General features: G+C 60.2%; 23 protein-coding genes. 7 read left to right on the top strand and 16 right to left on the bottom strand.

Annotated elements, in window-relative coordinates; all coding sequences use genetic code 11:
• Positions 1-20: 20 nt before the first annotated feature.
• The 9 genes from ACI2KB_RS07205 to ACI2KB_RS07165 form a co-directional block, all read right to left on the bottom strand.
• Positions 21-2,912, bottom strand: a complete 2,892-nt coding sequence (locus ACI2KB_RS07205) for a TIGR00180 family glycosyltransferase (protein ID WP_404632879.1) — start codon at positions 2,910-2,912, stop codon at positions 21-23.
• A gap of 341 nt (positions 2,913-3,253) precedes the next feature.
• Positions 3,254-6,829, bottom strand: coding sequence for a glycosyltransferase (locus tag ACI2KB_RS07200; RefSeq protein ID WP_404632877.1), 3,576 nt, complete (start codon positions 6,827-6,829; stop codon positions 3,254-3,256).
• A 118-nt stretch (positions 6,830-6,947) separates the two neighbouring features.
• Entirely contained in the window at positions 6,948-8,558 is a 1,611-nt protein-coding gene (locus tag ACI2KB_RS07195; RefSeq protein ID WP_404632875.1) for a flagellar hook-associated protein 3, read from the bottom strand.
• A 13-nt stretch (positions 8,559-8,571) separates the two neighbouring features.
• Positions 8,572-10,617: a flagellar hook-associated protein FlgK gene (gene flgK, locus ACI2KB_RS07190; RefSeq protein WP_404632873.1), complete on the bottom strand. Its 2,046-nt coding sequence runs from the start codon at positions 10,615-10,617 to the stop codon at positions 8,572-8,574.
• Positions 10,618-10,627: 10 nt separating this feature from the next.
• Entirely contained in the window at positions 10,628-11,890 is a 1,263-nt protein-coding gene (flgJ, locus tag ACI2KB_RS07185; RefSeq protein ID WP_404632871.1) for a flagellar assembly peptidoglycan hydrolase FlgJ, read from the bottom strand.
• 11 nt (positions 11,891-11,901) lie between these two features.
• Entirely contained in the window at positions 11,902-13,014 is a 1,113-nt protein-coding gene (locus ACI2KB_RS07180; RefSeq protein ID WP_404632869.1) for a flagellar basal body P-ring protein FlgI, read from the bottom strand.
• A 13-nt stretch (positions 13,015-13,027) separates the two neighbouring features.
• A complete protein-coding gene (gene flgH / locus ACI2KB_RS07175; RefSeq protein WP_404632867.1) occupies positions 13,028-13,741 on the bottom strand; it encodes a flagellar basal body L-ring protein FlgH in 714 nt (237 codons plus the stop codon).
• Between the two features lie 97 nt (positions 13,742-13,838).
• On the bottom strand, positions 13,839-14,627 hold the full coding sequence (gene flgG / locus ACI2KB_RS07170) for a flagellar basal-body rod protein FlgG (RefSeq protein ID WP_404632865.1): 789 nt from the start codon (positions 14,625-14,627) through the stop codon (positions 13,839-13,841).
• Between the two features lie 47 nt (positions 14,628-14,674).
• The gene (locus tag ACI2KB_RS07165) at positions 14,675-15,415 is read right to left on the bottom strand and encodes a flagellar basal body rod protein FlgF (RefSeq protein WP_404632863.1); all 741 of its coding nucleotides are present in this window, start codon (positions 15,413-15,415) and stop codon (positions 14,675-14,677) included.
• Between the two features lie 270 nt (positions 15,416-15,685).
• Here ACI2KB_RS07165 and ACI2KB_RS07160 point away from each other — a divergent pair, with 270 nt between their 5' ends.
• Both ACI2KB_RS07160 and ACI2KB_RS07155 read left to right on the top strand, forming a co-directional pair.
• A complete protein-coding gene (locus ACI2KB_RS07160) occupies positions 15,686-15,865 on the top strand; it encodes a hypothetical protein (protein WP_404632861.1) in 180 nt (59 codons plus the stop codon).
• Entirely contained in the window at positions 15,853-16,125 is a 273-nt protein-coding gene (locus ACI2KB_RS07155; RefSeq protein WP_404632859.1) for a hypothetical protein, read from the top strand. Before ACI2KB_RS07160 ends, ACI2KB_RS07155 begins: the two co-directional genes overlap by 13 nt.
• Here ACI2KB_RS07155 and ACI2KB_RS07150 read toward each other — a convergent pair.
• Positions 16,112-17,920: a flagellar hook protein FlgE gene (locus ACI2KB_RS07150; protein WP_404632857.1), complete on the bottom strand. Its 1,809-nt coding sequence runs from the start codon at positions 17,918-17,920 to the stop codon at positions 16,112-16,114. The two genes, ACI2KB_RS07155 and ACI2KB_RS07150, sit on opposite strands and share 14 nt — an antisense overlap.
• A 41-nt stretch (positions 17,921-17,961) precedes the next feature.
• Here ACI2KB_RS07150 and ACI2KB_RS07145 point away from each other — a divergent pair, with 41 nt between their 5' ends.
• Entirely contained in the window at positions 17,962-18,300 is a 339-nt protein-coding gene (locus tag ACI2KB_RS07145) for a hypothetical protein (protein WP_404632855.1), read from the top strand.
• Here the strand turns inward: ACI2KB_RS07145 and flgE are convergent.
• The 6 genes from flgE to ACI2KB_RS07115 all read right to left on the bottom strand — a co-directional run bounded on the left by flgE (position 18,288) and on the right by ACI2KB_RS07115 (position 23,329).
• Positions 18,288-19,604 carry a flagellar hook protein FlgE gene (flgE, locus tag ACI2KB_RS07140; RefSeq protein ID WP_404632853.1) on the bottom strand — a complete coding sequence of 439 codons (1,317 nt, stop codon included), beginning with the start codon at positions 19,602-19,604 and terminating at the stop codon, positions 18,288-18,290. The two genes, ACI2KB_RS07145 and flgE, sit on opposite strands and share 13 nt — an antisense overlap.
• Positions 19,605-19,632: 28 nt before the next feature.
• Entirely contained in the window at positions 19,633-20,328 is a 696-nt protein-coding gene (gene flgD, locus ACI2KB_RS07135; protein ID WP_404632851.1) for a flagellar hook assembly protein FlgD, read from the bottom strand.
• Positions 20,329-20,343: 15 nt separating this feature from the next.
• On the bottom strand, positions 20,344-20,787 hold the full coding sequence (flgC, locus tag ACI2KB_RS07130; protein WP_404632849.1) for a flagellar basal body rod protein FlgC: 444 nt from the start codon (positions 20,785-20,787) through the stop codon (positions 20,344-20,346).
• Between the two features lie 3 nt (positions 20,788-20,790).
• Positions 20,791-21,198: a flagellar basal body rod protein FlgB gene (flgB, locus tag ACI2KB_RS07125; protein ID WP_404632847.1), complete on the bottom strand. Its 408-nt coding sequence runs from the start codon at positions 21,196-21,198 to the stop codon at positions 20,791-20,793.
• Positions 21,199-21,527: 329 nt separating this feature from the next.
• Positions 21,528-22,355 (bottom strand): protein-glutamate O-methyltransferase CheR, encoded by an 828-nt coding sequence (gene cheR / locus ACI2KB_RS07120; protein ID WP_404632845.1) that lies wholly within the window; start codon positions 22,353-22,355, stop codon positions 21,528-21,530.
• Between the two features lie 41 nt (positions 22,356-22,396).
• Positions 22,397-23,329 carry a chemotaxis protein CheV gene (locus tag ACI2KB_RS07115; protein ID WP_404632843.1) on the bottom strand — a complete coding sequence of 311 codons (933 nt, stop codon included), beginning with the start codon at positions 23,327-23,329 and terminating at the stop codon, positions 22,397-22,399.
• A gap of 75 nt (positions 23,330-23,404) precedes the next feature.
• Between ACI2KB_RS07115 and flgA the strand changes: the two genes are divergently transcribed.
• The 4 genes from flgA (at position 23,405) to ACI2KB_RS07095 (ending at position 25,983) form a co-directional block, all read left to right on the top strand.
• Entirely contained in the window at positions 23,405-24,166 is a 762-nt protein-coding gene (gene flgA, locus ACI2KB_RS07110) for a flagellar basal body P-ring formation chaperone FlgA (protein WP_404632841.1), read from the top strand.
• A gap of 159 nt (positions 24,167-24,325) precedes the next feature.
• A complete protein-coding gene (gene flgM / locus ACI2KB_RS07105) occupies positions 24,326-24,643 on the top strand; it encodes a flagellar biosynthesis anti-sigma factor FlgM (RefSeq protein ID WP_404632839.1) in 318 nt (105 codons plus the stop codon).
• A 49-nt stretch (positions 24,644-24,692) separates the two neighbouring features.
• Positions 24,693-25,160 (top strand): flagella synthesis protein FlgN, encoded by a 468-nt coding sequence (locus ACI2KB_RS07100; protein WP_404632837.1) that lies wholly within the window; start codon positions 24,693-24,695, stop codon positions 25,158-25,160.
• An 82-nt stretch (positions 25,161-25,242) separates the two neighbouring features.
• Positions 25,243-25,983, top strand: coding sequence for a flagellar brake protein (locus tag ACI2KB_RS07095; protein WP_404632835.1), 741 nt, complete (start codon positions 25,243-25,245; stop codon positions 25,981-25,983).
• The last annotated feature ends 50 nt before the right edge of the window (positions 25,984-26,033 follow it).

The following is a 26,033-nucleotide window of genomic DNA, read 5'->3' as shown; positions in this document are numbered from 1 at the left end:
AGTCCTTTACCCTTGCCGCCTCAGGCGAGCAGTTCGGCCCAGCTCGAACCGGATGGCTCGCCCAGCGAGAACCCTTTGCCGGTGAGGTCCAGGTTCTTGTTGTAAGCCAGATCATGGGCGAATGCGTCCGCCCATTTGCCTTGCAGGGCCGCCAACGCAGCCGGAGCGACGGGCAAAGTGCCTGGATGGACGACCTGCACCTGCGGCGTCCAGACGATCAAGTACCCGGCCTGGCCCAGTTTCAGGCACAGGTCGACATCAGCGAAGGCGTCAGCGAACTGCGCTTCGTCCAGCCCGCCCACGGCGTCGAACAGTTCAGCGCGCACCATCAGGCACGCGTCGGAGACCGCCGAGTAGCTTTGGTCGAGCAACAAGCGATGCAAGTAACCCGCCGCGTCTTTCGGCTCGCCGACAAACGCCGGGCCGACACCGCCGTTGAGGCCTAGAATCAGGCCGGCCTGGCTGACCTTGCCCTGGCGGTCGAGCAGCTTGGCACCCACCACGCCCACTTCGGGGCGCATGGCCTGATTGAGCAGCGCGTCGATCCAGTTCGGACCGACGATCTCACTGTGGGCCGACAGCAGAATCAGGTACTCGCCCTTGGCCTGCTGACGGGCTGCGTTGATCAGCGCCGCCTTGCTCAGACGTCGTTCGGTGCGGATGACCCGCACACGCCCTTTTTCCTGACGGGCCAGCCATTCGACCATTTCAGGCGACTGGCTGTGGTTGTCGGCAATCAGCACTTCGTAACTGACGTAACGGGTGCGCAGGGTCACGCTGGCCAGACAGCGTTGCAGGTCGGCGAGGTTGTCGTCGCTGGCCAGCAACACAGACACCATTGGCCGCTGGCTGTGGCGGTAGTCGATGCGCCAGGTACCCGGCGTGGTGGCAATGACCTGCGCCTTGTAGCCGCGGTTGCTCAGATGACGGGTCAGCGCCAGACGCTGTTGCGGGTTTTCCTCGACCGGCAGCGCGTCGCAGATCAGCAACGGCTCGTCCAGGTGCGCCAGCCAGCCCATGCCGCCCTGCTCGATCACGCGCAGCAACAGTTCGAATTCCAGTGCCTGAGTGAAGTCCGCCGAATAGCCGCCCGCTTCCACGAGCACGTCGCGGCGCAACAACCAGTGACGGGACATCAGGCTCGGATTGCCCTGCAACAAGTCAAGGTTGAAGCCCGGACGCATGACGTGAGTCAGCGCGCCGCCTGGAAGGCGCTGGACCTCATCGGCAAACACGGCGCGGCACTGCGGCGCCGCCTGCAATTCCAGCGAGGCACGCAACAGGCCGCCCGGCGTGAACTCGTCGCCCACGTCGGCCAGGAGCATCCAGTCGCTGGTGGACTGCTGCACCACCTGATTGATCTTCTCGACCCAGTTGCTTTTGCTCACCCGCACGAAGTGCAGCGTGTTTTGCGCACTGGTCGCCGCAGGCGGTTCACCCGTGGTGAACACCACCACCTTGAAGGATTTGCAATGGCCTTCGACCAGACTGTCCAGGGTGACTTGCAACTTGTGCATGTCATCCTCCAGGTCCAGCAGCAGGATACCGAACTGCGGCGCCGGGCCTTGAGCGGCAATGCGTTGGACGATCGCCTGTGCATCGGCAACAGAAGGTTTGCGCGCATCGAGCCAATGCAACAGGCGCCCGGACGGCATGTCGGCGAAACCGATGCGATGGTCCTGACGATGAATCGACGTCAGGCGCTGCAGCCATTTGGCCATTTGCGCGGCCTCTTCGCGGTTGTCCTGATCGGCCACGAGTTTTGCCAACGGCTCGACGATGTGCGGGTTGAAAATATTCAGCGCCATCGCTTCCCACAGTCGATTGGCGATGGTCTCGGCGTTGTCGTTGTCGTGGGTGCGCAGCAACAGCTCCTGACGCACCCACACGCCTTCAAGCTGTTCGATCTGTTGCTGACCCGCAGGCATGGCATGGATCAAAAACTCGATCTGGCTCAGTACGTCAAAGAAAGGCTGATTGTAGAACGGCATTTCGACAAACTGACGAGGACCGAACTTGCGCTCTGCCGGGGTGAAGACGTCGAGCCAGTGCGACGACAGGATAGAGGTCTGGGTCAGCGAACGCTGCTCGTCCAGGCAGGTGCGCAAGGTGTCGTAGGCAGACTGAACCACGGCGGCACGCTCGGCGGTGGCCAGCACAGACAGACCGGTGTCCAGCGAACTCAGGAAGCTGGCGAACTGCTGACGCTCCACCACGGATTCGGGATCAGTGCTGCCCAGCTTCTTGAGCATGTTGGTCTGTTGGCCGCAGAAACGATGCTCGCTCTCGCGCACGACGTAAGGGATCGGCAGGATCCGCGCCTTGGCGCTGGCCAACAGGTAGAACGCGTGGCCGAACTCCTGCATTTCCCCCGAACAGCCTTCCGGCAGCGCTGCGAACCATTGCTCAAGCAGCGCCGTGCGGGTGACCGCGTAGAACGGCGGCAGGTACTGATCCATGAAACTCGACACGCGCTCGGCGGCGAGATCACTGGCGTAGTCTTCGAGCACTTTCTTGTCGCGACGCAGGTACTCGACGCTGTCGCCGTGTGCCTTGTACATCAGGCAGTAGCCATGGCACAGGCCGTAGGCAGGGTTCGCCGCAAGAAAGTCCACCGACTGAACCAACGCGTCGTGAACCAGGAAATCCGCATCATCGACAAAAGCCATGAACGGCGTCGCGACCTGGGCAACGCCGTGAGCGATGGTTTGCTGTGGTTTATCTGCGAATTGGGGCAGATGTTGATAGGCCACTTGCGGGAACAACGCAGCGATGTCGCCATTGGACTCCAGCGAAGCATCGAGCACCAGCACCCGGGCAGCCAGCGAGCTGTAGTACTGCAGGGTCCGGCGCAAGAAGGCAGGCCGGTCCTGCGTGATGACAACGAGGGTGAGCTGCTGGTTAAACGACATGGTGTTTCCCGAAAGTTGGTGGCTATGCATTACGTTCCTGCCATCCTGCCAAGCGTCAAAAAAGAAATGTTCCGAGAGGGAACGCAAGCCCGGGGCATGCGACATCAAGCCGCTCATCGAGCGCCTGAAATCTGTCGCTTGCCGCACGCACGCCCTCTGCCACGGGGACCGAAGTCCAGTGGACAGGTTCGCCAGCCCACAGGAGCAGGCACTTGAGGCGTGCGTTTTATGGCGTCATGGCGGTGACGTAGCAGGAACTACGCCAACTCTGAGCGATGAACATGCGAGGGAAGAGGCAAAGGCCTGATGCGGCCTTTGCCGGGGGTGCCACGAAAGACGGATCAGTCGGCAAGCCAGCCGTTGACCCAATGCTGCAAGTTGTCGCCACGCAGGATGTAATCGCGCATGACGATCTCCCGCAGTTCATCGCCCATGCGATAGCTGGCGGCAGGGTCGGCCAAATGCATGCGAATGGCGTCCAGCCACTCGGCGGTGCTGTTGCTGACGACCCGCGTGCACGGCAAGTAGCCTTCGTAGGCACGGGTGTCGCTGCAGATGACCGGGTAACCACAGGCGCCGTACTCCAGCAGCCGCAGGTTGCTCTTGCAGTCGTTGAAGATGTGGTGTTCCAGGGGCGCCAGTGCCAGATCCAGATTCAGGCTCGCCAGCTTGGCCGGATAAGCCGCCAAGCCCACCGCCGGGTGAAATTCGTGAACGTAGGGCCGCAACGCTTCCGGGCACATGCCGAAGAATACCCACTCCACCTGATCGGCCAACTCGCGGACCACCTCGGCGATGATCTCCAAGTCACCGGCGTGACTGGTGCCCCCACCCCAACCGACACGCGGCTTGCGGGAGGTTTGTCGCTGGCTGCGCACGCCACTCCACAACGACGAAGCCAGCATGTTCGGCACCACGCGAATGTCGTGGTGCATGCCGGACAGCGCGTCAGCCAACGCCGCCGTGGACACCACGACCCGATCGCACAGGCTGGTGCCGAGGCGCACCATCTCCCCCATGTTGGTCGGCATGTTGCGCATGTGGCCGTTTTTCTTCGGCACGCTGATCACGTAATCGTCCAGCTCGTAAATGCGTCGGGCGTTGGAATACGTCTTGAGGGTGACGACCTGATCGATGGAGGTCTGGCTGTAGCGGCACTGCACCACGATCACGTCGGGGGACTGACGCTCCAGATCGATGATCGACGGCAAGTCATAGCTCAGACGCCCCTCGATCCGGCCATCGGCCTCCAGCTCAAGGAACGGCTGAGACACGCGGTAGTGCCCGACCGCTGTACTGTTGACCGGGATCGCCAGCACGTTCGGCAGACGCCGCGACGAGTACGGGTTCCAACCCTTTTTCAAGCCCGGCTCCAGACTGTAGAACGAACCGGTCAAGCGCAAGTTCGTGTTATAGGCCGGGTCACGGGCCACGGTGGGCAACCAGCGCATATAGAATTCGTGCTGATCGTCGATCAACGACTGTTTTTCCCGCACCTGCTCGGCCAGCGGCGAAGCCCCCAGCGCGAGCAATGCACGCGGCGTCCAGACCACCAGATAACCGGATTGACGCACCCGCAGGCACAGGTCGACTTCACTCAGGCTGCCGCTGAAGCCGCTGCTGTCCAGCCCGGTCAACTGATCGAACAGCGCCCGACGAATCAACAGACACTCAGGGCCGACGGCGCTCAGGTTTTGCGCGGCCTGCAAGCGCAAGAGATGCCCCGGTGCGCCCAGTGGCTCGCCGAAGAACGCAGGGCCTGCCGGGCCGTGATAACCCAGAATCAGCCCGGCCTGTAGTACATAGCCTTCCGGACTGAACAGTTTGGCGCCGACCACGCCCACCTCGGCACGGCGGCCATGGTTCAGCAGTTCGTCCAGCCAGGCGGCATCGGCGATCACGGCGTACACGCTGAGCAGCAACAGATACTGTCCACGGGCGTGGGTTGCGGCGAAATTGCGCACATCGGCGCCACTGCCCTGCCCGGCGTATTGCACGACGCGCAGCTTGTCGCCACCGACCTGCTGCATGTCCGCCAGCCAGTTGCGCGCCTCTACCCCCACGCTGCCGTGGTCAACGATCAGCACCTCATACTGACCGTAGGCCGTCTTGCTCAGCAGCGTTTCAATACAACGCTGCAAGGCCGCCAACTGATCCTTGTGGGCAATGACGATGGACACCAGCGGCTGTTCGTCGCTCAGATATTGCACCTGATTGATCAGCGGCTCTTCGGTGTCGTGCAGTTGATACGCGATGCCCATGCGCTCAAGGTGCGCACTGACCACTGGCGCGCTGTGCCTGGCGACATCCGCGAGCTTGAGCCACTGATGGAAAGAGAAACGGGACTCGACGAGGATTTCCGCCGCATGCTGCACCACCGGACCGTGGGCCTCGACCAACCGCCAGATCGCGTCGTGGGGCGCCAGCTCGCCGAAACCGGCGTCGAAGCCGCCGACCTGCAACAGCGCCTCACGCTGGAACGCCAGCACACGCCCGACATAGGGGTAGCTGCGCAGCAGATCGAGGTTGAAATCGGGCTTGAAAATGGGCTCAGCCGATTCGCCCTTGTGCAGCGCGCCTTCGTCGCTGTACAGACAAAGCACTTCGGGCGATGTGGCCATGCGCTCGGCCAGCACCAGCAGCGCACAATCGGTCAGACGGTCCCCGGCCCGCAGCAGGTAAACCCAGTCAACGCGCTGCAACTGCGGCAACAGTTCGTTGAGCTGCGCCACCCAGTCGGCCTGCAATGGCAAGGTGAACACCCGTTCGTTCAACACCGGGGCGTCACAGGCGCTGGACAGCACCAACGTCAACTCGGCCGGGTACAACTGGGCATCGAGGCTGTCCTGGGTCAGCGCCACGTTCGCCGCGCTGCCAAACTCGTCGAGCACCACGGCTACCAGCTTCGGCTGCGACGGCCAGGTGGCCACGTTTTCGGCCACCCGCTGGCGCTCGGCGCCAAACAGGGTGCGGAAGCTCAACCACTGCTGATACAGCTCGGAAAAACTTTCGCTGTCGCTGCCCACTCGCCAGGGTAATGCGGCCTGCCGGTCGCCCAGCATGCGGCTCAGCGGCAGCTCTTGCCAGGTACGATTGCCCGCCTGCGCTTCAGACAGCGGCACGTAGCGCACCCAACCGTATTCGGGGGCGTTCTCGGCGGTCCGCGCCTTGAGCATTTGCTTGAGCCAGTGACGTTCATCGTCGATCAGGTCCTGCACGGCCTGCTGACGGCTGAACCGCTCCGGGTGCAGGCGTTCGGCGCTCAGCACATCGTTGAGCATGACCATGTTGCCGCGCTTGAGCAGGCAGACGTACAGCACGAAGTCCACCAGCGCCGTGAAGCCTTTGCCGACTTCAGGCAAGGCCGGCAGGATGGCCTGCACGTCGCGGCGGCGCATCAATGAACTGGTCAGGCCACCGAGGAAATTGGTCGGCGAAATGTCGAACACCGACAACAGGTCCGGGCCGTAGAACAGCGAGCTGGCTTCGGCGAGCGGGCAGTTCTCGATCCGCGCAGGCAACTGGATGTCGTCCGGGTCGCAAAAGTAACGCTGAGCGAGGACCAGACTGACGTCGTCATGCTCGATCAGCACATTCGCCTGCCGGGCGATGGCGGCGGGAAACAGCCGGTCGTCATCGCACAGAAACTTGATGAACTCGCCCTGCGCTTCGCTCAGGCACGTCAGCAGGTTGCCGACGAATCCCAGACGCGAAGGATTGCGCACATAGCGCAGGGCCACGTGAGTGCTGTCGGCAAACTGCTCGACGATCTGCCGGATTTCATCGTTCGGGCTGTCATCGCACACCAGCACTTCCAGCGGCTGATACGTCTGGGCCAGCGCGTCCTGCAAGGCTCGTCGGAAGAAACGCGGGTTGTAGGCGGGAATGACGAGGCTGACGAGAGGAGCTGAATTCACGGGCGGGCTCACGAGCGGCGCGGCGTCTTGGAGAAAGGGCCGACTGGACCGCTGACAATAACGGTTGAGGCTCGAAGACGGCAGCGAATGTGGCCGCTGCCGCCTTACAACGCAGGGCTTACAGCTTGTTGAACAGGTTCAGGCTGGACAGCATGGTGAACACCTGTTGCGACGCTTGCAGCATGGTTTTCTGCAAGGTCAGACGGGCGATCGCGTCCACAGGGTCGGACGAGGTGATGGTGCCCGCCTCGGTGGTGCCGTTGTCCAGTTGCGTCTGGTTGGTGGTGCCTTGGTCGGTTGCGGTTCGCGCCCGTGCGCCACCATCGGCCACAGCATTGGAAATCTGATCGGCAGCGCTGGTCAGGTTACCAATGGTAGAGGTCAGCGTGGCCTGCAGTTTCTGCATAGCAATCGGATCACCGTCCACTTTTCCGTTCAGAGCGTTGATCACGTTGCTCAGGGTGTTGAGGATGTTCTGGCTCTGCTGGGTGTTGGACTGAACCGTGAACTGATCACCCGACGCTGGCGCAGGTGGCGAACCGCTGACGGTGAATGTAACGCCCGCTGCCACCGCCTGGTTGGCCACCGGCGTACCGGTCAAGGTCCCGGAGGAAACCGGCTGGCTGGTGGCCGCGTTGTAAGGTGCAGCGTACAGGTCGTAAGTAGTCGCGCTGGTGAAACGCAGGATCGCGCCGCCATTGGGGAACGTCTTGTCGAACGTGGCCTGATCGGTCACCGTCGAGCTGGTGATAACGGTGCTCGACGGGTTGGCAGGCAGGCGCGCGGTGGTGACGCTGCTTGGCGACACGCCCAGCGTGAACGTGTGCGGCGAGGCAGTCATCGCAGCATCGGCGTCTGCGGAGCTTGCGTACTGCTCAGTCGTCAGGTTGATGTTCAGGTTGAGCTCAAGGCCCCGGAACGAAACGGTCTGGTTCGCGCTGCTGGTGGTGCTGAACTTGCCCGACGCAGTGGCGTCCGCGGTGACATCGGTGCCGTCCTTGTCGAGGATCTTATACTGCGAACCGTTAGTGAACGAGATCGTGTACGGCTGACCGGCGGTGAACTGACTATTGTAGGTAGTGCTGTTGCTGACACTGCCACCCGACAGCGAAATCATGCCGTCGTCAGTGGTCGGCGACACCAGCGTAGTCGTAGTACGAGTGGTATTGACCGCCTGTTCGAACGCATCCCAGCCGGTGGTGTTGGTGGCCATGGTCGAGCCGCCGGAAATCGCCACGAGATTACGCGTCTGGTCACCCTGATAGCTGTAGCTGCCATCGGCGTTAACCGTATACGGCGCGGTGCTGGTCTTGGACCCCGAAAAGATATAGCTGCCGTTGGCATCCTGAGTGTTCATCAGACCCAGAATCTGAGTTTGCAGCTCTTTGAGCTCGGCGGCATTGGCCTGACGGTCTTTGTCGGTGAACGAGGCGCTGGCGGCACCCAGGGTCAGTTCCTGCGCGCGCTGGATCGCCTGGGTAATGGCACTGAGTGCGGTTTCCGAGTTCACGACACTGGTATTGATGCTGTCGATGTTGGATTTGTACTGATTCAGCAAGGTGCCCTGTTGCTGCAATTGCAGGACACGAGCAGCGCCAACCGGATCATCGCCGGCCGTATTGAGCTTGACCTGGCTGGACACTTCTTCGCCAGTCTTGGTGACGTTGGCGTATGTACGCGAGTAGTTCGCCGCGCTGGTTTCGTAAAACTGAGCAGTGGAAATACGCATGGTTTACGACTCCTTAAAGACTGTTGATCAGCGTGCTGAAGATGGCTTGAGCCGCTTTGATGATCTGCGACGAGGCGGTGTAGTACTGCTGGTACTTGACCAGGTTGGCCGCCTCTTCATCCAGCGACACGCCCGACACGCTGTCACGCGCACTCTTGGCCTGAGTCAGCACGGCGGTAGTGGCGGTGGCGTCGTTCTTGGCCTGGCTGGCTTTGGAACCGACCGTGGTAATCATGTTGCTGTTGGCGCCGCTCAGGCTCGAACCCGTGCCGTTACCGGCAGCGGTGTCGACCGTCTGCTTGGTCTGCAGCGTCAGCACCGATTCGGCGTTACGGTTATCGGCAGAGCCTGCACCGGTCACCGCGATGCTGAAGGTGTCACCGTTTCCGGGCGTGCCGGAAATGGACATGCTGATGCTGTACGACTGGGTCGCACCCGCGGAGTCGGTGTAGCCCACTTGCAGCGACAGGTCATTGTTAGTGCCCTGCACGATGAACCCGGTGACCGGATTGCCCGAGGCGTCTTTCACCGCGCCACCCGAGGCATCCAGCAGCGAGTACTGCTGCGAGCCGTCCGCCTGCTTGTCGCCCATGACGATCCGCATCGGGCTGGTCGCGGTCAGCGCGTTGCGCAGATCGGTGGTGGCCGTGGCGTTGTAGATATCGACTTGCGTCGCCAGGGTCGGTTGGCTGAAAGTGCCAGTGGTTGCGTTGGACGCCCCTGCTGTACCGGTAAGCGGCCCTGCGGTGGCGATGTCTTTGGCATCGGTCATGACCGTCTTGATGCCACTGGCAGCGTTGCCCGTCGGACTCACTTTGAAGCTGTCACCGGCCTGTACCGAACCGCTGAGAGTCATCGAAAAACCATCGATAACGGGCGGGGGCGTGGTGCCGGTGTCGTAGGAGCCCATGTCCTTGCCGTCCGGCAGGCGTTTGACGCTGTAGCCGGTGGCGCTGGTGAAGGTCACCTGATAGTCGTTGGTGGTCAGCGCACCCGTGTTGGAAATGGTCACATTGAGGTTGCCGGACCCCGCGCTGTTGCCTTTGCTGGCGATGCTACGCTGAGCGACCAGGCTGGCGTCGTTGATGCTGGTAAACAGGTTGGAGCCGAAGTCGCCATTGGCATCGACGCCCTGATTCAACTGCTGGTTGATCTGATCAGCGGCCACCAGCGCCAGTCGACCGAGCTCATTTTGCGCCGGTTGCAGCACATCGCTGCGGTAGCGCAGCAGCCCGCCCAGCGTGCCGCCGGTCACAACGCCGGACACGTCCACGTCGCTGTTCTGGTAATTGAGTTTGAGCGCGTACACGTTCGGGTCGCTGTCGCTCGGGCCGGCGCTCAGGGTGTTGGCTTTGCTGCCGGTGACCAGCGGCTGGCCAGTACCGATGTACACGTCATAGTTGCCGTTGGTTTCAACGACCTTGGCGCCCACCAGTTCGTTGAGCTGGCGGACCGCTTCGTTACGTGAATCGAGCAGCGAGTTGGGCTCGCCGCCGGCCGACTGCGCAGCGGTAATCTGTTTGTTCAGATCGGCGATCGAAGAGGCCAGCGCGTTGACCTGTCCAGCCACCGACGTCAGTTGGCTGTTGATCCCAGCGTTCTGATCCTTCATCTGCTGCGAGATGGTATTGAACTGGGCGGACAACGCCTTGGCAGACGTCAAAAAATTGGTCCGCGCAGACGAGTCGGTCGGCGTCTTGGACAACGCTTGCATCTGGGTAAAGAAGTTGCTCAGCACCGTGCTGATGCCGGTCGAGCTGTCCGACAGGATCGAATCCAGCTTGCTGGCCTGCCCCAGATACGCCTGGGCATCGGAATCCAGCGAGGTACTGGTCTGCAATTGGGTGTCGAGGAAGCTGTTGTAGATCCGACGCACGTCGGACAGCGTGGTACCGGTGCCGATGAAGCCGACGCCAATATTCTGCTGCACACCGGCAGTGGTCATCACTTGCTGGCGCGAGTAGCCCAGCGTATCAACGTTCGCAGTGTTGTTGCCGATGGTGGTCATCGCTGCACTGCTGGCGTTCAGCCCTGAAAGCCCAATTGAAATCAGTGACATGGTTCAAACCTTATAAAGTCGTGGAAGAGACCGGCGCGGCTGCGTAGTTCTGGTAACTCTTCATCTGTTTCGCGATTTGAGAAATCTTGCTTGCGTAGCCCGGGTCCGTGGCGTAACCGGCCTTCTGCAGCTCTTTCACAAACTGTTCCGGGTTATCGGCCGACTTGAGCGTGGCTTGATAGCGATTGTTGTTTTGCAGGAAGCTCACCAGGTCGTGGAAGCTGTCTGCGTAGGAATCGTAAGAACGGAAGTCCGCCGTTTCCTTGACCATCTTGCCGTCGCGGAACTCACTGGTGATCGCGCGCGCCTCAGGCCCCTGCCAGCCGCCCTGAGCCTTGATGCCGAACAGGTTGTGGCTGCTGCTGCCATCGGATTGACGCATGATGGATTTGCCCCACCCGGTTTCCAGCGCCGCCTGCGCGACAAGCACCGTTGGGTCAACGCCGATGCGTGCCGCGGCGTCCTTGGCCAGCGGCAACATGGTGTTGACGAAATCGTCGGCACTGGCAAACGCCGCCTTGGCGGGCGCGAGTGGCGTCTGCACGCGATTGCGCACATAAGCGTCGGCCTGAGCGGTGTATTCCGGGCCGATGGTCCAGTCGCCGTTGGTGCCCGCGCGCTTGGCCGCGGCGACGGCACTGGACACGGCAATGCGGTTTTTCAAGGTCGTGGCACCGTTGGCCGCGGCGTCCTGCGTGGCAGAAGTATTCGGGACAATGCCCGCCATAATGCGATCGGTCAGCTTGCTAGGCAGCGCCAGACGACGGGCGTTGAGCGCCGCAACGTCGTTGTGCGGGGTGCCGTCAGTTGCCGGCGCAGGCGCCACCGAACGGGTTGCCCACAACGGACGCTGAGCGATGCGCGTGGCCAGGCCGGTTTGCGAAACGCCGCTCGCATCGGGGGCAGGCGTGGCATTGCCTTGGGGTGCCGGGGCGATTTCCGTGGTCTTGGTCTTCGACAGTTGGCGCATCAGCACGTCTTGCAGGCCGATACCCCCACCCTCGCGGGACAGGCTCACCGACAATTGCTGGTCGTACATGTCCTGGTACTGGCGCGTGGCGTCGCTGTTGAGCGGGTTGTCCTTGGCCAGCACTTCGTTGGCCGAACGCATCGCCTTGAGCATCTGGCTGACAAACAGCGACTCGAACTCCTGCGCCACCTTCTTGAGGTTCGCATCGCTTTCGCGGTCGCCGTTCTTCAGGGACGCCAGCCGATTGAGGTCGGTATACGCCCCCGAATCGACTGTGCTGGTCCCGCCACTTGGAATGCTCATTCGTCCTTCCTTTAAATCACGATCAGGTCGGCTTGCAGTGCGCCTGCCTGTTTCAACGCTTCAAGAATCGCCATCAAGTCACCGGGCGCTGCGCCCACCTGGTTGACGGCCCGTACGATCTCATCAAGCGTCGTGCCAGGACCGAACTTGAACATCGGGTGCAGTTCCTGTTGGGCATTGATCTTCGAACGCGGCACCACGGCGGTCTGACCGTTGGAGAACGCGCCCGGCTGGCTGACCACCGGGTCTTCGGTGATGGTCACGGTCAGGCTGCCGTGGGTCACGGCCGCTGGGGACACTTTGACGTTCTGGCCGATGACGATGGTGCCCGTGCGCGAGTTGATGATGACTTTCGCCGAGGTCTGACCCGGATCGATTTCCAGGTTCTCCAGCACCGACAGATAATCGACGCGCTGGTTAGGGTCCAACGGCGCGGTCACCCGGACGGAACCGCCATCCACGGCCTGAGCAACGCCCGGGCCGAGCATGTCATTGATCTTGTCGACGATGCGCTTGGCGGTGGTGAAGTCATTGCGGTTCAGGTTCAGGGTCAGCGAGTTGCCCTGATTGAAACCGCTCGGCACCGCGCGCTCGACCGAAGCACCGCCAGGAATACGGCCCGAGGACGGAACGTTGACGGTGATCTTCGAACCGTCCCGACCTTCGGCGTCGAAACCGCCGACCACCAGGTTCCCCTGAGCGACCGCATAGACGTTGCCATCGATACCTTTCAGTGGCGTCATCAACAGCGAACCGCCGCGCAGGCTTTTCGAGTTACCGATGGACGACACGGTGATATCAATCTGCTGACCGGGCTTGGCGAACGGCGGCAAGTCGGCGTACACCGCAACCGCCGCGACGTTTTTCAGTTGCACAGTGCCCGAGCCCGCCGGCACCTTGATGCCGAATTGCGAGAGCATGTTGTTGAAGGTTTGCAGCGTGAACGGGGTCTGGGTGGTCTGGTCACCCGTGCCGTTCAGGCCCACCACCAGACCGTAACCGATCAACTGGTTGGTCCGTACGCCAGAAATGCTGGCAATGTCCTTCAGACGTTCGGCCTGTACCGCACCGACCGCCGTGAGGGAGAGCAACGCTGCCGCTATCAGTTGCTTGAACGTGATCATGGCTATCCCGCTATCAGAATGGGAACAACGGGCTGAGGAAGAATCGGTCGAACCAGCCTGGCTGACTGGAATCGGCGAATGCGCCTGTACCGGAATACGTGATGCGCGCATCGGCCACGCGAGTGGACGACACAGTGTTGTCAGTGGCGATGTCATCGGCACGGATCAGGCCCGCGATGCGCACCAGCTCATCGCCGGTATTGAGGGTCATCCACTTCTCGCCGCGCACCGACAAAATACCGTTGGGCAATACATCGGCCACCGTCACAGTGATCGAACCGGTCAGACTGTTGCTCTGCGCAGCCTTGCCATCGCCTTTGGTGGCACGGTCGCCGGTGTAGCCTGCGTTCAGGCTCAGATCGCCGCTGCCCACCGGGTTGTTGGTGCTGACGCCCGCGCCGAACAACGAGGTCAGACCGATGCTGTTGCTGCTGGTCTTGCTCAGGCTGGAGTTGGCCGCCTTGCTGGCCGCCATCCGCTCGGACAGGGTGATGGTGATGATATCACCGACCCGGTACGCCTTACGGTCGCCATACAGGTTCTGCTCGAAACCGGCCTGATAGATCGAACCGTTGTTCGCCGCTGCAGGCAGCGGCGTTCGTGGCAACACCGGCGCGTAATAAGGGTCATTGGGTTTGGCCGAGGGCGCAACGCAACCGGTCAGCAGCGCGAGACCGCAAAGCGGTGCTGCCAACAGGGAAAGCCGCAATACAGAAAGCCGTTTCATGACACTTAAAACCTCGCGGTGTAGCAGGCGTTTTTCAGGCGCCCTATCGAATTGATCCGTTGTTTCTTGACACGCCATCAGGTGGTTCAGTCTTCCATTACAGGTTCTGTGTGACGTACTGCAGCATCGAGTCAGCGGTCGAGATCACTTTGGAGTTCATCTCGTAGGCGCGCTGAGTGGTGATCATGTTCACCAACTCTTCCACGGTGCTGACGTTGGAGTTTTCCAGGGTGTTCTGCTTGACCACGCCCAGACCGTTCAAGCCTGGCGTACCCACCTGCGGCGCGCCGCTGGACGCGGTTTCCAGGTACAGGTTGCCGCCCTGGGACTGCAAACCGGCCGGGTTGATGAAGTCAGCGGTCTGGATGTTGCCGATGACCTGTGGCGTGGCGGTTGCCGCAGACGTGGTGACCGATACGGTGCCGTCTTCGCCGACGGTGAAGGTCTGCGAGTCCTGAGGCACGACGATGGCCGGCTCCAGCGCGTAGCCGTTGGCGGTCACGATCTGGCCGTTCTGGTCCAGGTGGAAGGTACCGTCGCGGGTGTAGGCGATGGTGCCGTCCGGTTGACGGATCTGGAAAAAGCCACGGCCGTTGACTGCCATGTCCAGCGGCTGGTTGGTGGTTTGCAGGCTACCGGCGGTGAAGTTCTTTTGAGTGCCGACGATGCGCACACCGGTACCCAGTTGCAGACCCGAAGGCAGCTCGCTGTCCGATGTGGACTGAGCACCTGGCTGACGCTTGATCTGATAGAGCAGATCCTGGAACTCGGCGCGGTCACTTTTGAAACCGGTGGTCGACACGTTGGCCAGGTTGTTCGAAATGGTCGTCAGGTTCATGTCCTGAGCGGCCAGACCGGTTTTTGCTACGTAGAGTGCCGGAAGCATTCGTAAATCTCCTCAAACGCCGAATTGTCGACGCAAGCTGTCAGTCATTAGCCCATCTGCAAGACGCGAGCCATCGACTCGTCATCCTGCTCGGCGGTCTTCATCATCTTGATGTGCAGTTCGAATTGGCGGGACAGCGCCAGCACCGAGGTCATCTCATCGACAGCGTTGACGTTGCTCGACTGCAGAAACCCGGATTCGACCTGCACGTCGGCATCGGCCTGCGCCGGCTTGCCGTCTTTGGTGTGCATCAGACCGTCGGGGCCTTTTTCCATGTTCGAAAGGTCGGGCTTGACCAGCTTGATGCGGTCGATCTGCGCCATGACCTGAGGGCTCTCACCCAGCGAACGGACGCTGATCGTGCCGTCGGCACCGATCTCGATCTGTTGTTGGGGCGGCACGGCAATCGGCCCGCTGTTGCCCATGACCGGCAAACCATTGCCATCACGCAACACGCCTAGGGCGTCAATGTTCATGCTGGAGGTGCGGGTATAGGCTTCGCCGCCGTCGGGCGTCTGAACGGCCATCCAGCCATTGCCCTTGACGGCAACGTCCAGTTCACGACCGGTGTCGATCATCGAACCCTGGCTGAAGTCGGTGCCCGGGCGCTCGCTCATGGCGTAGGCGCGCGACGGGTTGACCTCGCCAAATACCGGCATCGAGCGGGCCTGTTCAAGGTCGCGCTGAAACCCGTTGGTCGAAACGTTCGCCAGGTTGTTGGCATGAACCTTTTGCGCAACCGCGTTTTCCGACGCCCCGCTCATGGCCACGTAAAGCAACTTGTCCACAGTCTTCCTCCTCTGACAGACGCTTGCCGCCTGTAGCTGTACTGAGCAGGTCTTAGCAATGATCGCGCCAGTTTTTCAGGTGCGATACAAAGTGCTGATTCCCCAATGGTTTCGGGCGCTTCGGGTGGGTTGTCGGGGACGAGCGGTCAGGCTGCGACAGCAGACCGCCGCTTTCGGAGGAAAGGCTGCGTATCGCCGCCAAAAAATTTCGTACGAGGAGCGATAATTGCAGCGAATTGCTCATTGCTTCTTTATCAACGGGAAACCGTCATGCGTCTGCGTACCGCCCTGCTCCTTGCCCTCGCCGCCTCTACAACCGTCGCACTCGCCGCCCCGGCGCCTTATTACCTGTGGCAAGGCAAACACAAGACCATCTGCGCCCAGACCAGCCCTGGCAAGGGCTGGACCAAGGTGAGCGGCGGGTTTGTGAAGTCCGATTGTTCGATTTGAGCGGCGTTACTTTTTTAACAACACTGTGGGAAATTCTATGGCGGCTGGCCAGCCTTTTCGGCACCAAGGCTGCTCCCACAAGCATCGTGCCGAATCCAAATCTTGTGGTAGACGATGAACCTGTGGGAGCCGGCTTGCTGGCGAATGCTTTTGCTCTTGCTTCTGCTCTTCATACGCCGATAGTCCAGACACCGCCGGACTATCGGCGTATGAAGAGCAGAAGCAAAAGCGGAGCAACGGCAACGATTACGTTGCCCTGATCAACGTCTGCATCAACTCCGCTTCCGTCGACAAGGTTTTCGAGTTGGCTTGATACGCCGTCTGCGCCTGTATCAATTCCACCAATTCAGATTGCAGGTCCACATTCGAGCCTTCCAGCGACTGGTTGACGATACTGCCCAACGTGCCGACACCTGGCTCCTCATAGTTGGCAACGCCAGAATCGGCGGTTTCGATCCAGCGCGTATTGCTCATCGGCTGTAGTCCCTGCTCATTGGCGAAGCTGGCAAGCATGACCTGGCCAATGACACGTTGCTGACTATTGCTGTACCCCACACTCATGATTCCGTTCTTGTCGATGGACAGCTTGTTGGCGCTACCCGCCGCATACCCGTCGACAAACACCCCAGAGGAGCCCGTTGCCGCCCGGAACTGGCTCAGCTTGTTCATGTCCAGCACGATACCGCCGCCATCACCAGTGGCGCCGTTACTGCCCCAGCGCCCGCCGACCTTGTTGCCCTCAAGGAACTTGGCAGGCACCCAGCCACTCAGCGTCAATTTGCCATTGCTCGCCACCAAGCCAGGCCCACCCGTGAGTGTTTGCATCGTGCCGTCGGCATTGAACAACACACTGGCAGTCAGCGGATCAGTGCTCTCAGGGTCCTGCGGATTGCGACCGTCGATCAGCACGTGCATTTTCCAGCTGTTGCTGCCGTCCTTGACGAAGTACTGCGTCAACTCATGGCGAACGCCCAGGCTGTCAAAAACGGCGCTGGTGAAGGGTTTGTTATAGGTGGAAACGTCGGCCCGATCAAAAGCCGGTACCGGGCGGGGCATGACAGGGTCGCCGGGGTTGAGCAACGCACCACTGGCATCGTTGAGCGGCAAGGCGATGGCGCCGGTGCTGGCAGCCGGACTCGGCGCCCAATTGCCATTGACCTTGATTGCAGGCTGCCAGCCATGCAGTGCCAGATCACCACTCTTTTCCAGCTTGACGGCTGCCTGATTGCCGGTCAGATGCAGATTGCCATTGGGCAGCTTGCGTATGCCAACCTCCAGAGGCGTAGTGGTCGACGGATCGAGCGGGTTCACGCCATCAATCAGGAGGTAGGACGTCCAGTTGTTGTCGTCGAGCTTGACGAAATACTGCGTGAGTTGGTGATCCTGCGGTGGTACTGCGGCCTTGGCCTGAATCACAACGACCTCATTGCCTTTCGAGTCCTTGCCCCTGACCTCCTTCACCTCCGGCACCCCCGCGTCCTGAATGGTCTGGGTCGTCATGCGCGTCCAGGTACGCGGGTCGTTCACGTTGAAACCCGGGACAGCCGCCAATGACGCTTCGGCGGAATCCAGGTTGATGGTCTGCTCCACCTTGCTGGTGGCCTTGGGCGCCATGTTGGCATTGTCGATCTGAAGATCGGTACGCACACCTCGAATCACCTGACCGTCAGCGGTCACCGCATACCCCTGCAAACGGCTGCCTTGGGAGTCCACGATGTAGTTTTCGGCGTCCTTGAGAAATGCGCCAGAGCGCCCATAACTGATCGCGCCGTTGTCACTCATGACGAAAAAACCCTTGCCCTGAATCCGCATGTCCAGCGCCCGGCCCGTATCGGACATCACGCCGCCTGCCTTGAAGTTCTGCGAAACATTGGCCAGGCGCACCCCGTCACCGACGGCATTGCCGCTGCCCAGCATCGATGAGGAGTAGACGGCAGAGAACTCTGCCCGAGAGGATTTGAAACCTGTGGTACCGACGTTGGCGATGTTGTTGCCCGCCACTTCCATCCGTTTGTGAGCCGCATTCAGCCCGGCCACCGCAATATTGAATGACATGAACACTCCCTGAGTCGTCAGCGACGACGCTGCGTCAATGCATGGATTTATTCGCGGGCAAAGGAATGGGGTCGGGCCAGAAGGCTCAACGACATTCGTTTGTCAGCGAATTTGATGATCGCAAAGACGGGAGTAGGAAATTTCCGGGTCTGGAGTGGGATGGCTCTGGAAGTTTTTTTGCCCAAGCGCTCGCGGCCCCCACCCCTGTGGGAGCCGGCTTGCTGGCGAAAACGGTGGGTCAGTTAACTCATCAGGTACAGACACTACGCATTCGCCAGCAAGCCGGCTCCCACAAGGGCGTGGCGCATTCCAAAAAAAAGCCCCTCAAACGAGGGGCTCTAAGCACAGCAGAATCAACCGACCGTCATCAGGTCATCTGAATGGTGGTCTGCAGAATGGTGCTCTCCGTCGAAATCGTCTTCGCGTTCGCCTGATAGTTGCTTTGTGCCTTGATCAGTTCGACCAGTTCACCGGTCAGATCAACGTTGGACTCTTCCAGCGCCGATCCGGTAATGCTGCCCAGCGTACCCGACTCTGGCGCGCCAGTGACCGGAATACCCGAAGCGTAGGTCTCGCGCCACATGGTGCCGCCTGCCGGGGCCAGGCCCTGGACGTTGGCGAAGGTGGTGAGTGCCACTTGACCGATCACCTTGGACTGGCCGTTGGTGTAAGTGGCGAACAGGTTACCGCTGGAGTCCACGTTCATCGCACTGATCTGGCCGGTGTAGTTACCGTCCTGACTCTTGGAGATCGCGCCACCGGCAGCGTTGGTCTGGGTGGTGGCCAACATATCCAGCTTCATGCTAGCGGCTGCGCCCGCGCCGTTCGCGACCCACGTAGTGGTCGAACCAACGGTTTTGCTTTGCGCCGGCACCCAGCCGTCAATGCTGAAGGTGCCATCGGCATTCACGCTCACGCCGCCACTGGTCACAGTCGGGGTGTTCATGTCGCCCGCCGCGTCGAAGGTCAGCTCGGTCGTGGCTGGCGTCGTCGAATTCGCCGGGTCGGTGATGCTGCGACCGTCGATCAGGGTGTACATGGTCCAGCTGTTGGTGTCGGTTTTGCGGAAATACTGGGACAGGGTGTGCTCGTTACCCTGGGCGTCGTAGATCGGGGTGCTGTACGTCGAGGTGTATGTGGACGTATCAGCCGGATCGAACGCAGCGCCGGTCGAGACTTCCTTGGACGAATCCAGGTTGGACGCGATGGTAATGGTGGTCGTCGCCTTAGGCGCCATGTTCGAGGTGTCGACCTTCAGGTTGGTCAGTACGCCGGTCATCACGTTGCCGTTGGCATCGACGCCATAACCCTGCAGGTTGTTGCCGTTATTGTCGATGATGTTGCCGGCGCTGTCGGTGTGGAAGTTGCCCGCACGGGTGTACAGCTTCTCGCCGTTGTTGCTCAGCAGGAAGAAACCGTTGCCGTTGATGGCCAGGTCCAGATCACGGCCAGTGCCAGTGGTCAGCGAACCCTGGGTGAATTGCTGGGTGACCGCTGCGGTGTAGACGCCGCTGCCGACGTTGGTGCCGCCCGAGGTACCGCGAATGGATTGCGCGTACTGGTCAGCGAATTCCGCACGGGACGCCTTGAAGCCGACAGTCGCGACGTTGGCAATGTTGTTGCCGGCGACGTCGAGACTTTTGTTCGCTGCGTAGAGCCCACTCAGACCGATATTGAAAGACATACTTCACTCCTGCGCCGTCGAGTCGGCTCTAGATCCCGATTTGTTGAACTTTGGACAAGGCAATGTTGGTGCCGTCGGCCAGATTGAGAGTCATTGCGCTACCGGCCGAGCCCATGGTGACACTGGTCACTGTCGCAGGCAGGTAGGTGGTCAGGCCGGTGGAAGTGCCATCGAGACTGCCCGTTGCCTTGAAGCTGTAGTTACCTGCAGCCAGGGTATTACCTGCATCGTCCTTGCCGTCCCAGGTGAAGCTGGTGGTGCCGGTTTTCTGCTCGCCCAGATCGATGGTACGAACGATGCTGCCCGTGCTGTCGTAAACCTTGACAGTGGTGATGGTGCTGGTTGAAGGCACCACGACCTGACCGGTCATGTCCTTGGACGTGTCCACGTGCGTCGAACCCGAGTCGACAATCACCGAGCGCCCCACCAGCGACGAGGCTTGCAGCGCCTGCGACGACTGATACATGCCACCGATCGCATCGACCGAGGTGCTGAGGTTCTGCATGGTTTCCAGGCTGCTGAACTGCGCCAGTTGAGCCACGAACTCGCTATTGTCCTGTGGATCGAGCGGGTTCTGGTTCTGCATCTGGGTGACCAGCAGCTGCAGGAACGCATCTTTGCCCAGACTGCTGGCGCCCGTGGTGGTGTCGCCTGTCTTGCCAGACGTCGCGGTCTGGAGCGACTTGATGTAGTCGCTGGTGCTGGTGTCGTTAGTAACGGTCATGGCGTGCGCCCCTTATCACTGACCCAGGGTCAGAACCTTCTGCATCATTGTTTTGGCGGTGTTCATGATGTCCGCGTTGGTCTGGAACGAACGGCTGGCCGAGATCATGTCGGCCATCTCGTTGACGACGTTGACGTTCGGGTAATACACGTAACCGTTCTTGTCAGCTGCCGGGTGATTGGGCTCGTAACGCGCTTCCAGATTGGAAGGGTCTTCGACGATGCCTGCCACTTGCACGCCCGTGCCGGCCTGGCCCTGGTCTTCGAACAGCGAAGCGCTGCCACCGGACTCCTGGCCCTGAAAGACCGTGGCGAAGACCGGGTGCCGTGCGCGGTAGGTCTTGTCCAGACTGGAAGACACTGTTTCGGCGTTGGCGATGTTACTGGCGACGGTGTTCAGGCGAGTGTTCTGGGCACTCATGCCACTACCGGCAATATTGAAAACACTGGACAGGGACATGAATTACTCTCCGCGCAGGGCCGATACCAGCCCTTTGAACTTACTGTTGAGCAAGGTGAAGCTGGCCTGGAAGCCCATGGCGTTCTCGGCGTAGTTGGCGTTTTCGATTTGAGAATCGACGGTGTTCTGGTCCAGCGATGGCTGGGACGGCGTGCGATACAGCAGGCTCGCTTCACCGCTGTCCACGCCTTGGGCTTCGATGTGGTGGGCATTGGTGGTGTTCAGCGCAAAGGTGCCGTTTTTGGCCTTGTCGCTTTCGGCGGCCAACACTTTGGAGAAATCCAGGTCGCGCGCCTTGTAATTTGGCGTGTCGGCGTTGGAGATGTTGTTGGCCAGCACTTCAGCACGTTGAGCGCGGAAGTTCAGCGCTTTCTCGTGAATGCCCAGTGCGTTTTCGAAGCTGATGCTCATGTCGGGAAACCTTTATCGGTTGACCAGATGTTCTTGACTGCAGGTCTTTGAGCAAGGGGCGTGCCAATTCTGTGAGAGGCCGTATTTGCTGGGGTTGCGGGTGGGTGGCAACGGTGAATGCCAGAAAAGCGGCAAGCGATTTCCGCTGATGGAAGGGAAAGCGGCAATGGGCGTGCCGATTTTTTGCCGGTTTTTTGGATAGGGGCGCGACGCTATTTGGATAGGGGCGCGACGCTAAAGGTTGACTTGGGATCCATGTAGCAATCCCAAATCAACGCACACAAAAAACCCGGCAATCACGCCGGGTCTCTGACACACCACAAGCCAGCTTACTTGGCCTGGTAAATAATCCCGGGACTGCACTGCACCATCTGATAATGATCAGGCAACCCGTTCAGCGCCTCGGACGCCCCAAGGAACAGATACCCGCCGGGCTTCAACGTCGCGTGAATGCGCAGCAGGATGTCCTTCTTCACCTCAGCGGAGAAGTAGATCAACACATTGCGGCAAAACACGATGTCGAACTTACCCAGCGCCGCGTAGCTGTCCAGCAGGTTGAACGAACGAAACTCCACGCGACTCTTGATCGGCGCCTTGACCGTCCAGCGCCCCGGGGTTTTCTGGTCGAAATAGCGTTGCAGCCGATCAGGCGACAAGCCCCGGCCTATCGCCAGGCTGTCGTACTCCCCGGTCTTGCAGTTGGTCAGCATGCTGCCCGACAGGTCCGTCGCCACAATCTGCGCCCCGGCCTTCAACTGCCCCGGATTGCTGCGCTCGAACTCGTCGATCGACATCGACAACGAGTACGGCTCCTGCCCCGACGAACAGGCCGCTGACCAGATACGCGGACGCAGCCCCGGACTGGCCTTGAGCTGCTCCGGCAACACCTTGCTTTTGAGCACCTCGAACGGGTAAGTATCGCGAAACCACAAAGTTTCGTTGGTGGTCATCGCATCCACCACCTGCTCGCGCAAACCGCTGCGCGGCTGAGTCTGGATGCGCTGGATCAACTCACCCAGCGACTTGATACCCTGCTGCTCCATCAGCTTGTTCAGGCGGCTGGAGACCAGGTATTGCTTGTTTTCACCCAGCAAAATGCCACAGGCTTTTTCCAGGAAGCCCCGGAACTGCTCAAAATCCAAATTACCTGTAGACATGCCGCCTCTCAAATCATGTGAACAGCCGAGGACGTGCGCCCTCAGCTGATATCCGCCGCCCTGATACGATCTACCACTCTAGCTGCAAGATCGTCCGGCCGAAACTTGGCCAGGAAATCATCGGCACCGACCTTCTTCACCATTGCCTGGTTGAACACGCCCGACAGCGACGTATGCAGGATAATGTGCAGCTTCTGCATGCGCGGGTCGTTGCGGATCTCGGCAGTCAAGGTGTAGCCGTCCATCTCCGGCATTTCAATGTCGGAAATCATCATCAGGAACTCTTCTTCAGGCTTCTTGCCCTCGTCCACCAGTTTGCGCAGGTATTCGAGTGCCTGACGACCGTCATTCAACGCCGTCACTTCCACGCCCACGGTCTGTAGGCAGCGGGTGACCTGTTTGCGCGCCACCGACGAGTCATCGACCGTCAGCACCCGCAGGGATAGCGCCTTATGTTGCACCTCTTCACTTACCACGCCTGCGGAAATGTTTTCCGACACTGGCGCCACCTCGGCGAGGATTTTCTCCACGTCGATGATTTCCACCAACTGGTCGTCGAGCCGCGTCACTGCCGTGAGGTAGTGATCGCGACCGGTGCCCTTGGGTGGCGGATGAATCTCTTCCCAGTTCATATTCACGATGCGCTCGACCGAATGCACCAGAAAGCCCTGAATCTTGGTGTTGTATTCGGTAATGATCACAAACGCGTTATCGATATTGCTCAGCGCCTTCGCGCCGGTCGCCATCGCCAGATCGAGGATCGGGATGGTCCCGCCACGAATATTCGCCACTCCGCGCACAATCGGACTGGACTTGGGCATGAGGGTAAGTTTCGGGCACTGAAGCACCTCTTTTACCTTGAACACGTTGATCCCGTACAACTGCTTGCCGTCCAGACGGAACAGCAACAGTTCAAGGCGGTTCTGCCCTACCAGTTGCGTGCGCTGGTTCACTGAATCCAAAACACCAGCCATGCACCACCCTCCCCAAAACGACCAATTGCGCACTGCCCGATCGGCATGCGGCACGGGCCTTGCTATCTACCCGTCATGAGCATATTAACGACAGTATCCCGACACCTGACAAGCGCCAGCCGCCATTTGCTCGGCGGACTCGCGGTCGTGTGCCTGTTAGCCAGCGCAACTCTCTGCCGTGCAGACAATGTGACGCTGCCTGAACAACTTATCGGCGTCACCCAAGGCTTTCTTGAATTCACCGTTGAAGACTATCTGGCCACCAGTCAGACCCAGGGACGCTACGAAATCGAGGTCAAACAACTCGACCCTCGCCTGCGCATGCCGCACTGCGACAAGGATTTGACGGCCACGCTGGAAAGCCCGGCACAGCCCATTGGCCGTGTGACCGTCAAACTGCGCTGCGAAGGCAGCTCTCCGTGGACGGTGTTCGTACCCGCCCAGGTACATTTATTTCGCAATGTGGTGACCGTGGTACGCCCGATGAAACGCGACGCAATTGTCACAGAGGGCGACGTGGCCTTGCGCGAGCGCGATGTGAGCCTGTTGGGACAGGGTTTTCTCGACTCACTTGATCAGGCCGTCGGGCAGAAACTTGTCCGACCAACGGTCATCGATCAGATCCTGACCCCGGTGCACCTGGAACAACCGCAAATGGTCCGCAAGGGCGATCAGGTAGTCATCAGCGCCCGCAGCGGTTCGATGAGTGTGCGCATGCCCGGCGAGGCGTTGTCCGATGGCGGTTTCAACGAGCAAATACGGGTCAAGAACCTGAATTCCAAACGTGTGATCAAGGCCAACATCGTCGCCCCCGGGCAGGTCGAGGTGCCTATGTAAGGGTATTGTCCTCTGGCGCTGCGCTTGCGCTTTTCCTACACTCGGAACCGTTACGCCCCATGCGAAGTCAATTCGAGACTGTTTTCGCACTGGCCCTAAAGTTATTCCGGGTTTGGCCGAAACCAAGGCAAGCGTCCAAGAACCCAGAGGTTTTCAATCATGGTCATCGACTTCAGTCGTTTGAATAGTTCCACTACCGTGGGTGGTACATCACGTACCCCAAACACCAAGGAAGCAGGCAAGACCGACGCCCCGGCGACGGCCAGCACTACCTCCTCCGTGAGCGGTAGCGGTGAGACAGTCAGTTTGAGCAGCGAAGCTCAACAGTTGCAGAAGATCACTGATTCGTTGCGTGATCAGCCCGTCGTCAACAGCAGCCGCGTGGCCGAGTTGAAGCAGGCGATCGCCGATGGCAGTTACAAGGTCGACAGCAACCGTGTCGCGAACAAACTGCTTAATTTCGAAGCCCAGCGCTAGCCCCCGGTCCGCGCAGGGGCTTCTGGACGCTTGAATCCCAGGGCATGCGATGCAAGACACTACGTTGTTTCAACTGATCACGGACGATATTGCGCCGACCCAGCACCTGCTGGAGATCCTGAAGGCTGAATCACTGGCCCTTCACGGTCGCAATATGGTCGAAATGGAACACATCCTGGCGCAGAAACAGGCGTTGGTGATCGTGCTCGAACAGCACGGACGCAGACGCAGTCAACTGCTGTCGAGTCTTGGCCTGCCCGCCAGCCGCGCGGGACTCGAAGAAGTGGCCAAACACTCGTCAGTCGGCGACGCGTTGTTGAAAGCGGGCGACGAACTGAGTGCGCTGATAGCCGAGTGCCAGGCTGCGAACGAGCAGAATGGCAGTCTGATTCAACTTCAACAGTTGACCACGGCCCAACAGCTCAGAATTCTCAATGGTGGTGACACACCGACGCTGTACGACAGCCGGGGTTCAACATCGGGCAGAGCCAGACCACGTCCGCTTAGCCAGGCGTAAGTTCTTGTATCAAGGCGTGCAACATGATGGCAAAATGCCTCGCGCCGCACGCTGTCGTTTTTTGCCTGGAGATGGATAAACCGTGAATGCATTAAGTGCGGAAGATGCTCCGCAGCCACCGAAGGTCATCACCACACCTTTGGAAATTGCCTCCACCCTGCGATTGCTGATGGACAGCCACGATCCGCTGATCATCACCTTTCACGAACGTAGCCAGCGTTTCCAGAGCTATGTCATCGAAGTCGACCGCGACAGCGATGTGCTGGCGCTGGATGAAATGATTCCTCGCGATGGCGAGCGTTTCATGGCCGCCGGTGAGCCGTTCCGCGTTGAAGGCTTCCATGATGGCGTGCGCGTTGCCTGGGAAGTCAAAGCCCAGATGACCATTGTCGACGAACCGCACAGCTACCGTGGGCCGTTGCCGGGAGAAGTGGTTTACCACCAGCGCCGCAATGCGTTCCGTGCCGCCCTCAAGCTGGCCTCGCTGGTCGACATCAAGCTCGATGGCGATAAGGTCAAGACCCCACTCAAAGGCAAGCTGCTGGACATTTCCGCGACCGGCTGCAAGCTGCGTTTCGAGGGCGATGAATCCCAGCGCCTGCAATTGGGCCAGGTGTATGAACGTTTCACGGCAGACCTGCCGATCGGCAGCATGACCACGTCTGTGGAGCTTCGCCATCTGCACTTCGAAGAGAAATTCAACACCACGTTCGCCGGTGTGCGCTTTCACAACATAAGTGGTCTGGTGCAGCGTCAGGTCGAGCGTTTTGTGTACCACTTGCAGCGCGAAGCCCGTCGATTCGACAAAGACGACGATTTCTGATCACTGATTATTGATTCCAGTTGCTTGACCACTGTGCGAGTGAGCTTGCT

This window comes from Pseudomonas sp. NPDC088444, from assembly GCF_044900175.1.
In the GTDB taxonomy this organism is placed as follows: Bacteria; Pseudomonadota; Gammaproteobacteria; order Pseudomonadales; family Pseudomonadaceae; genus Aquipseudomonas.
The sequence above is the reverse complement of the archived record's forward strand: the minus strand, read 5'-3'. Positions and strand labels throughout refer to the sequence as shown.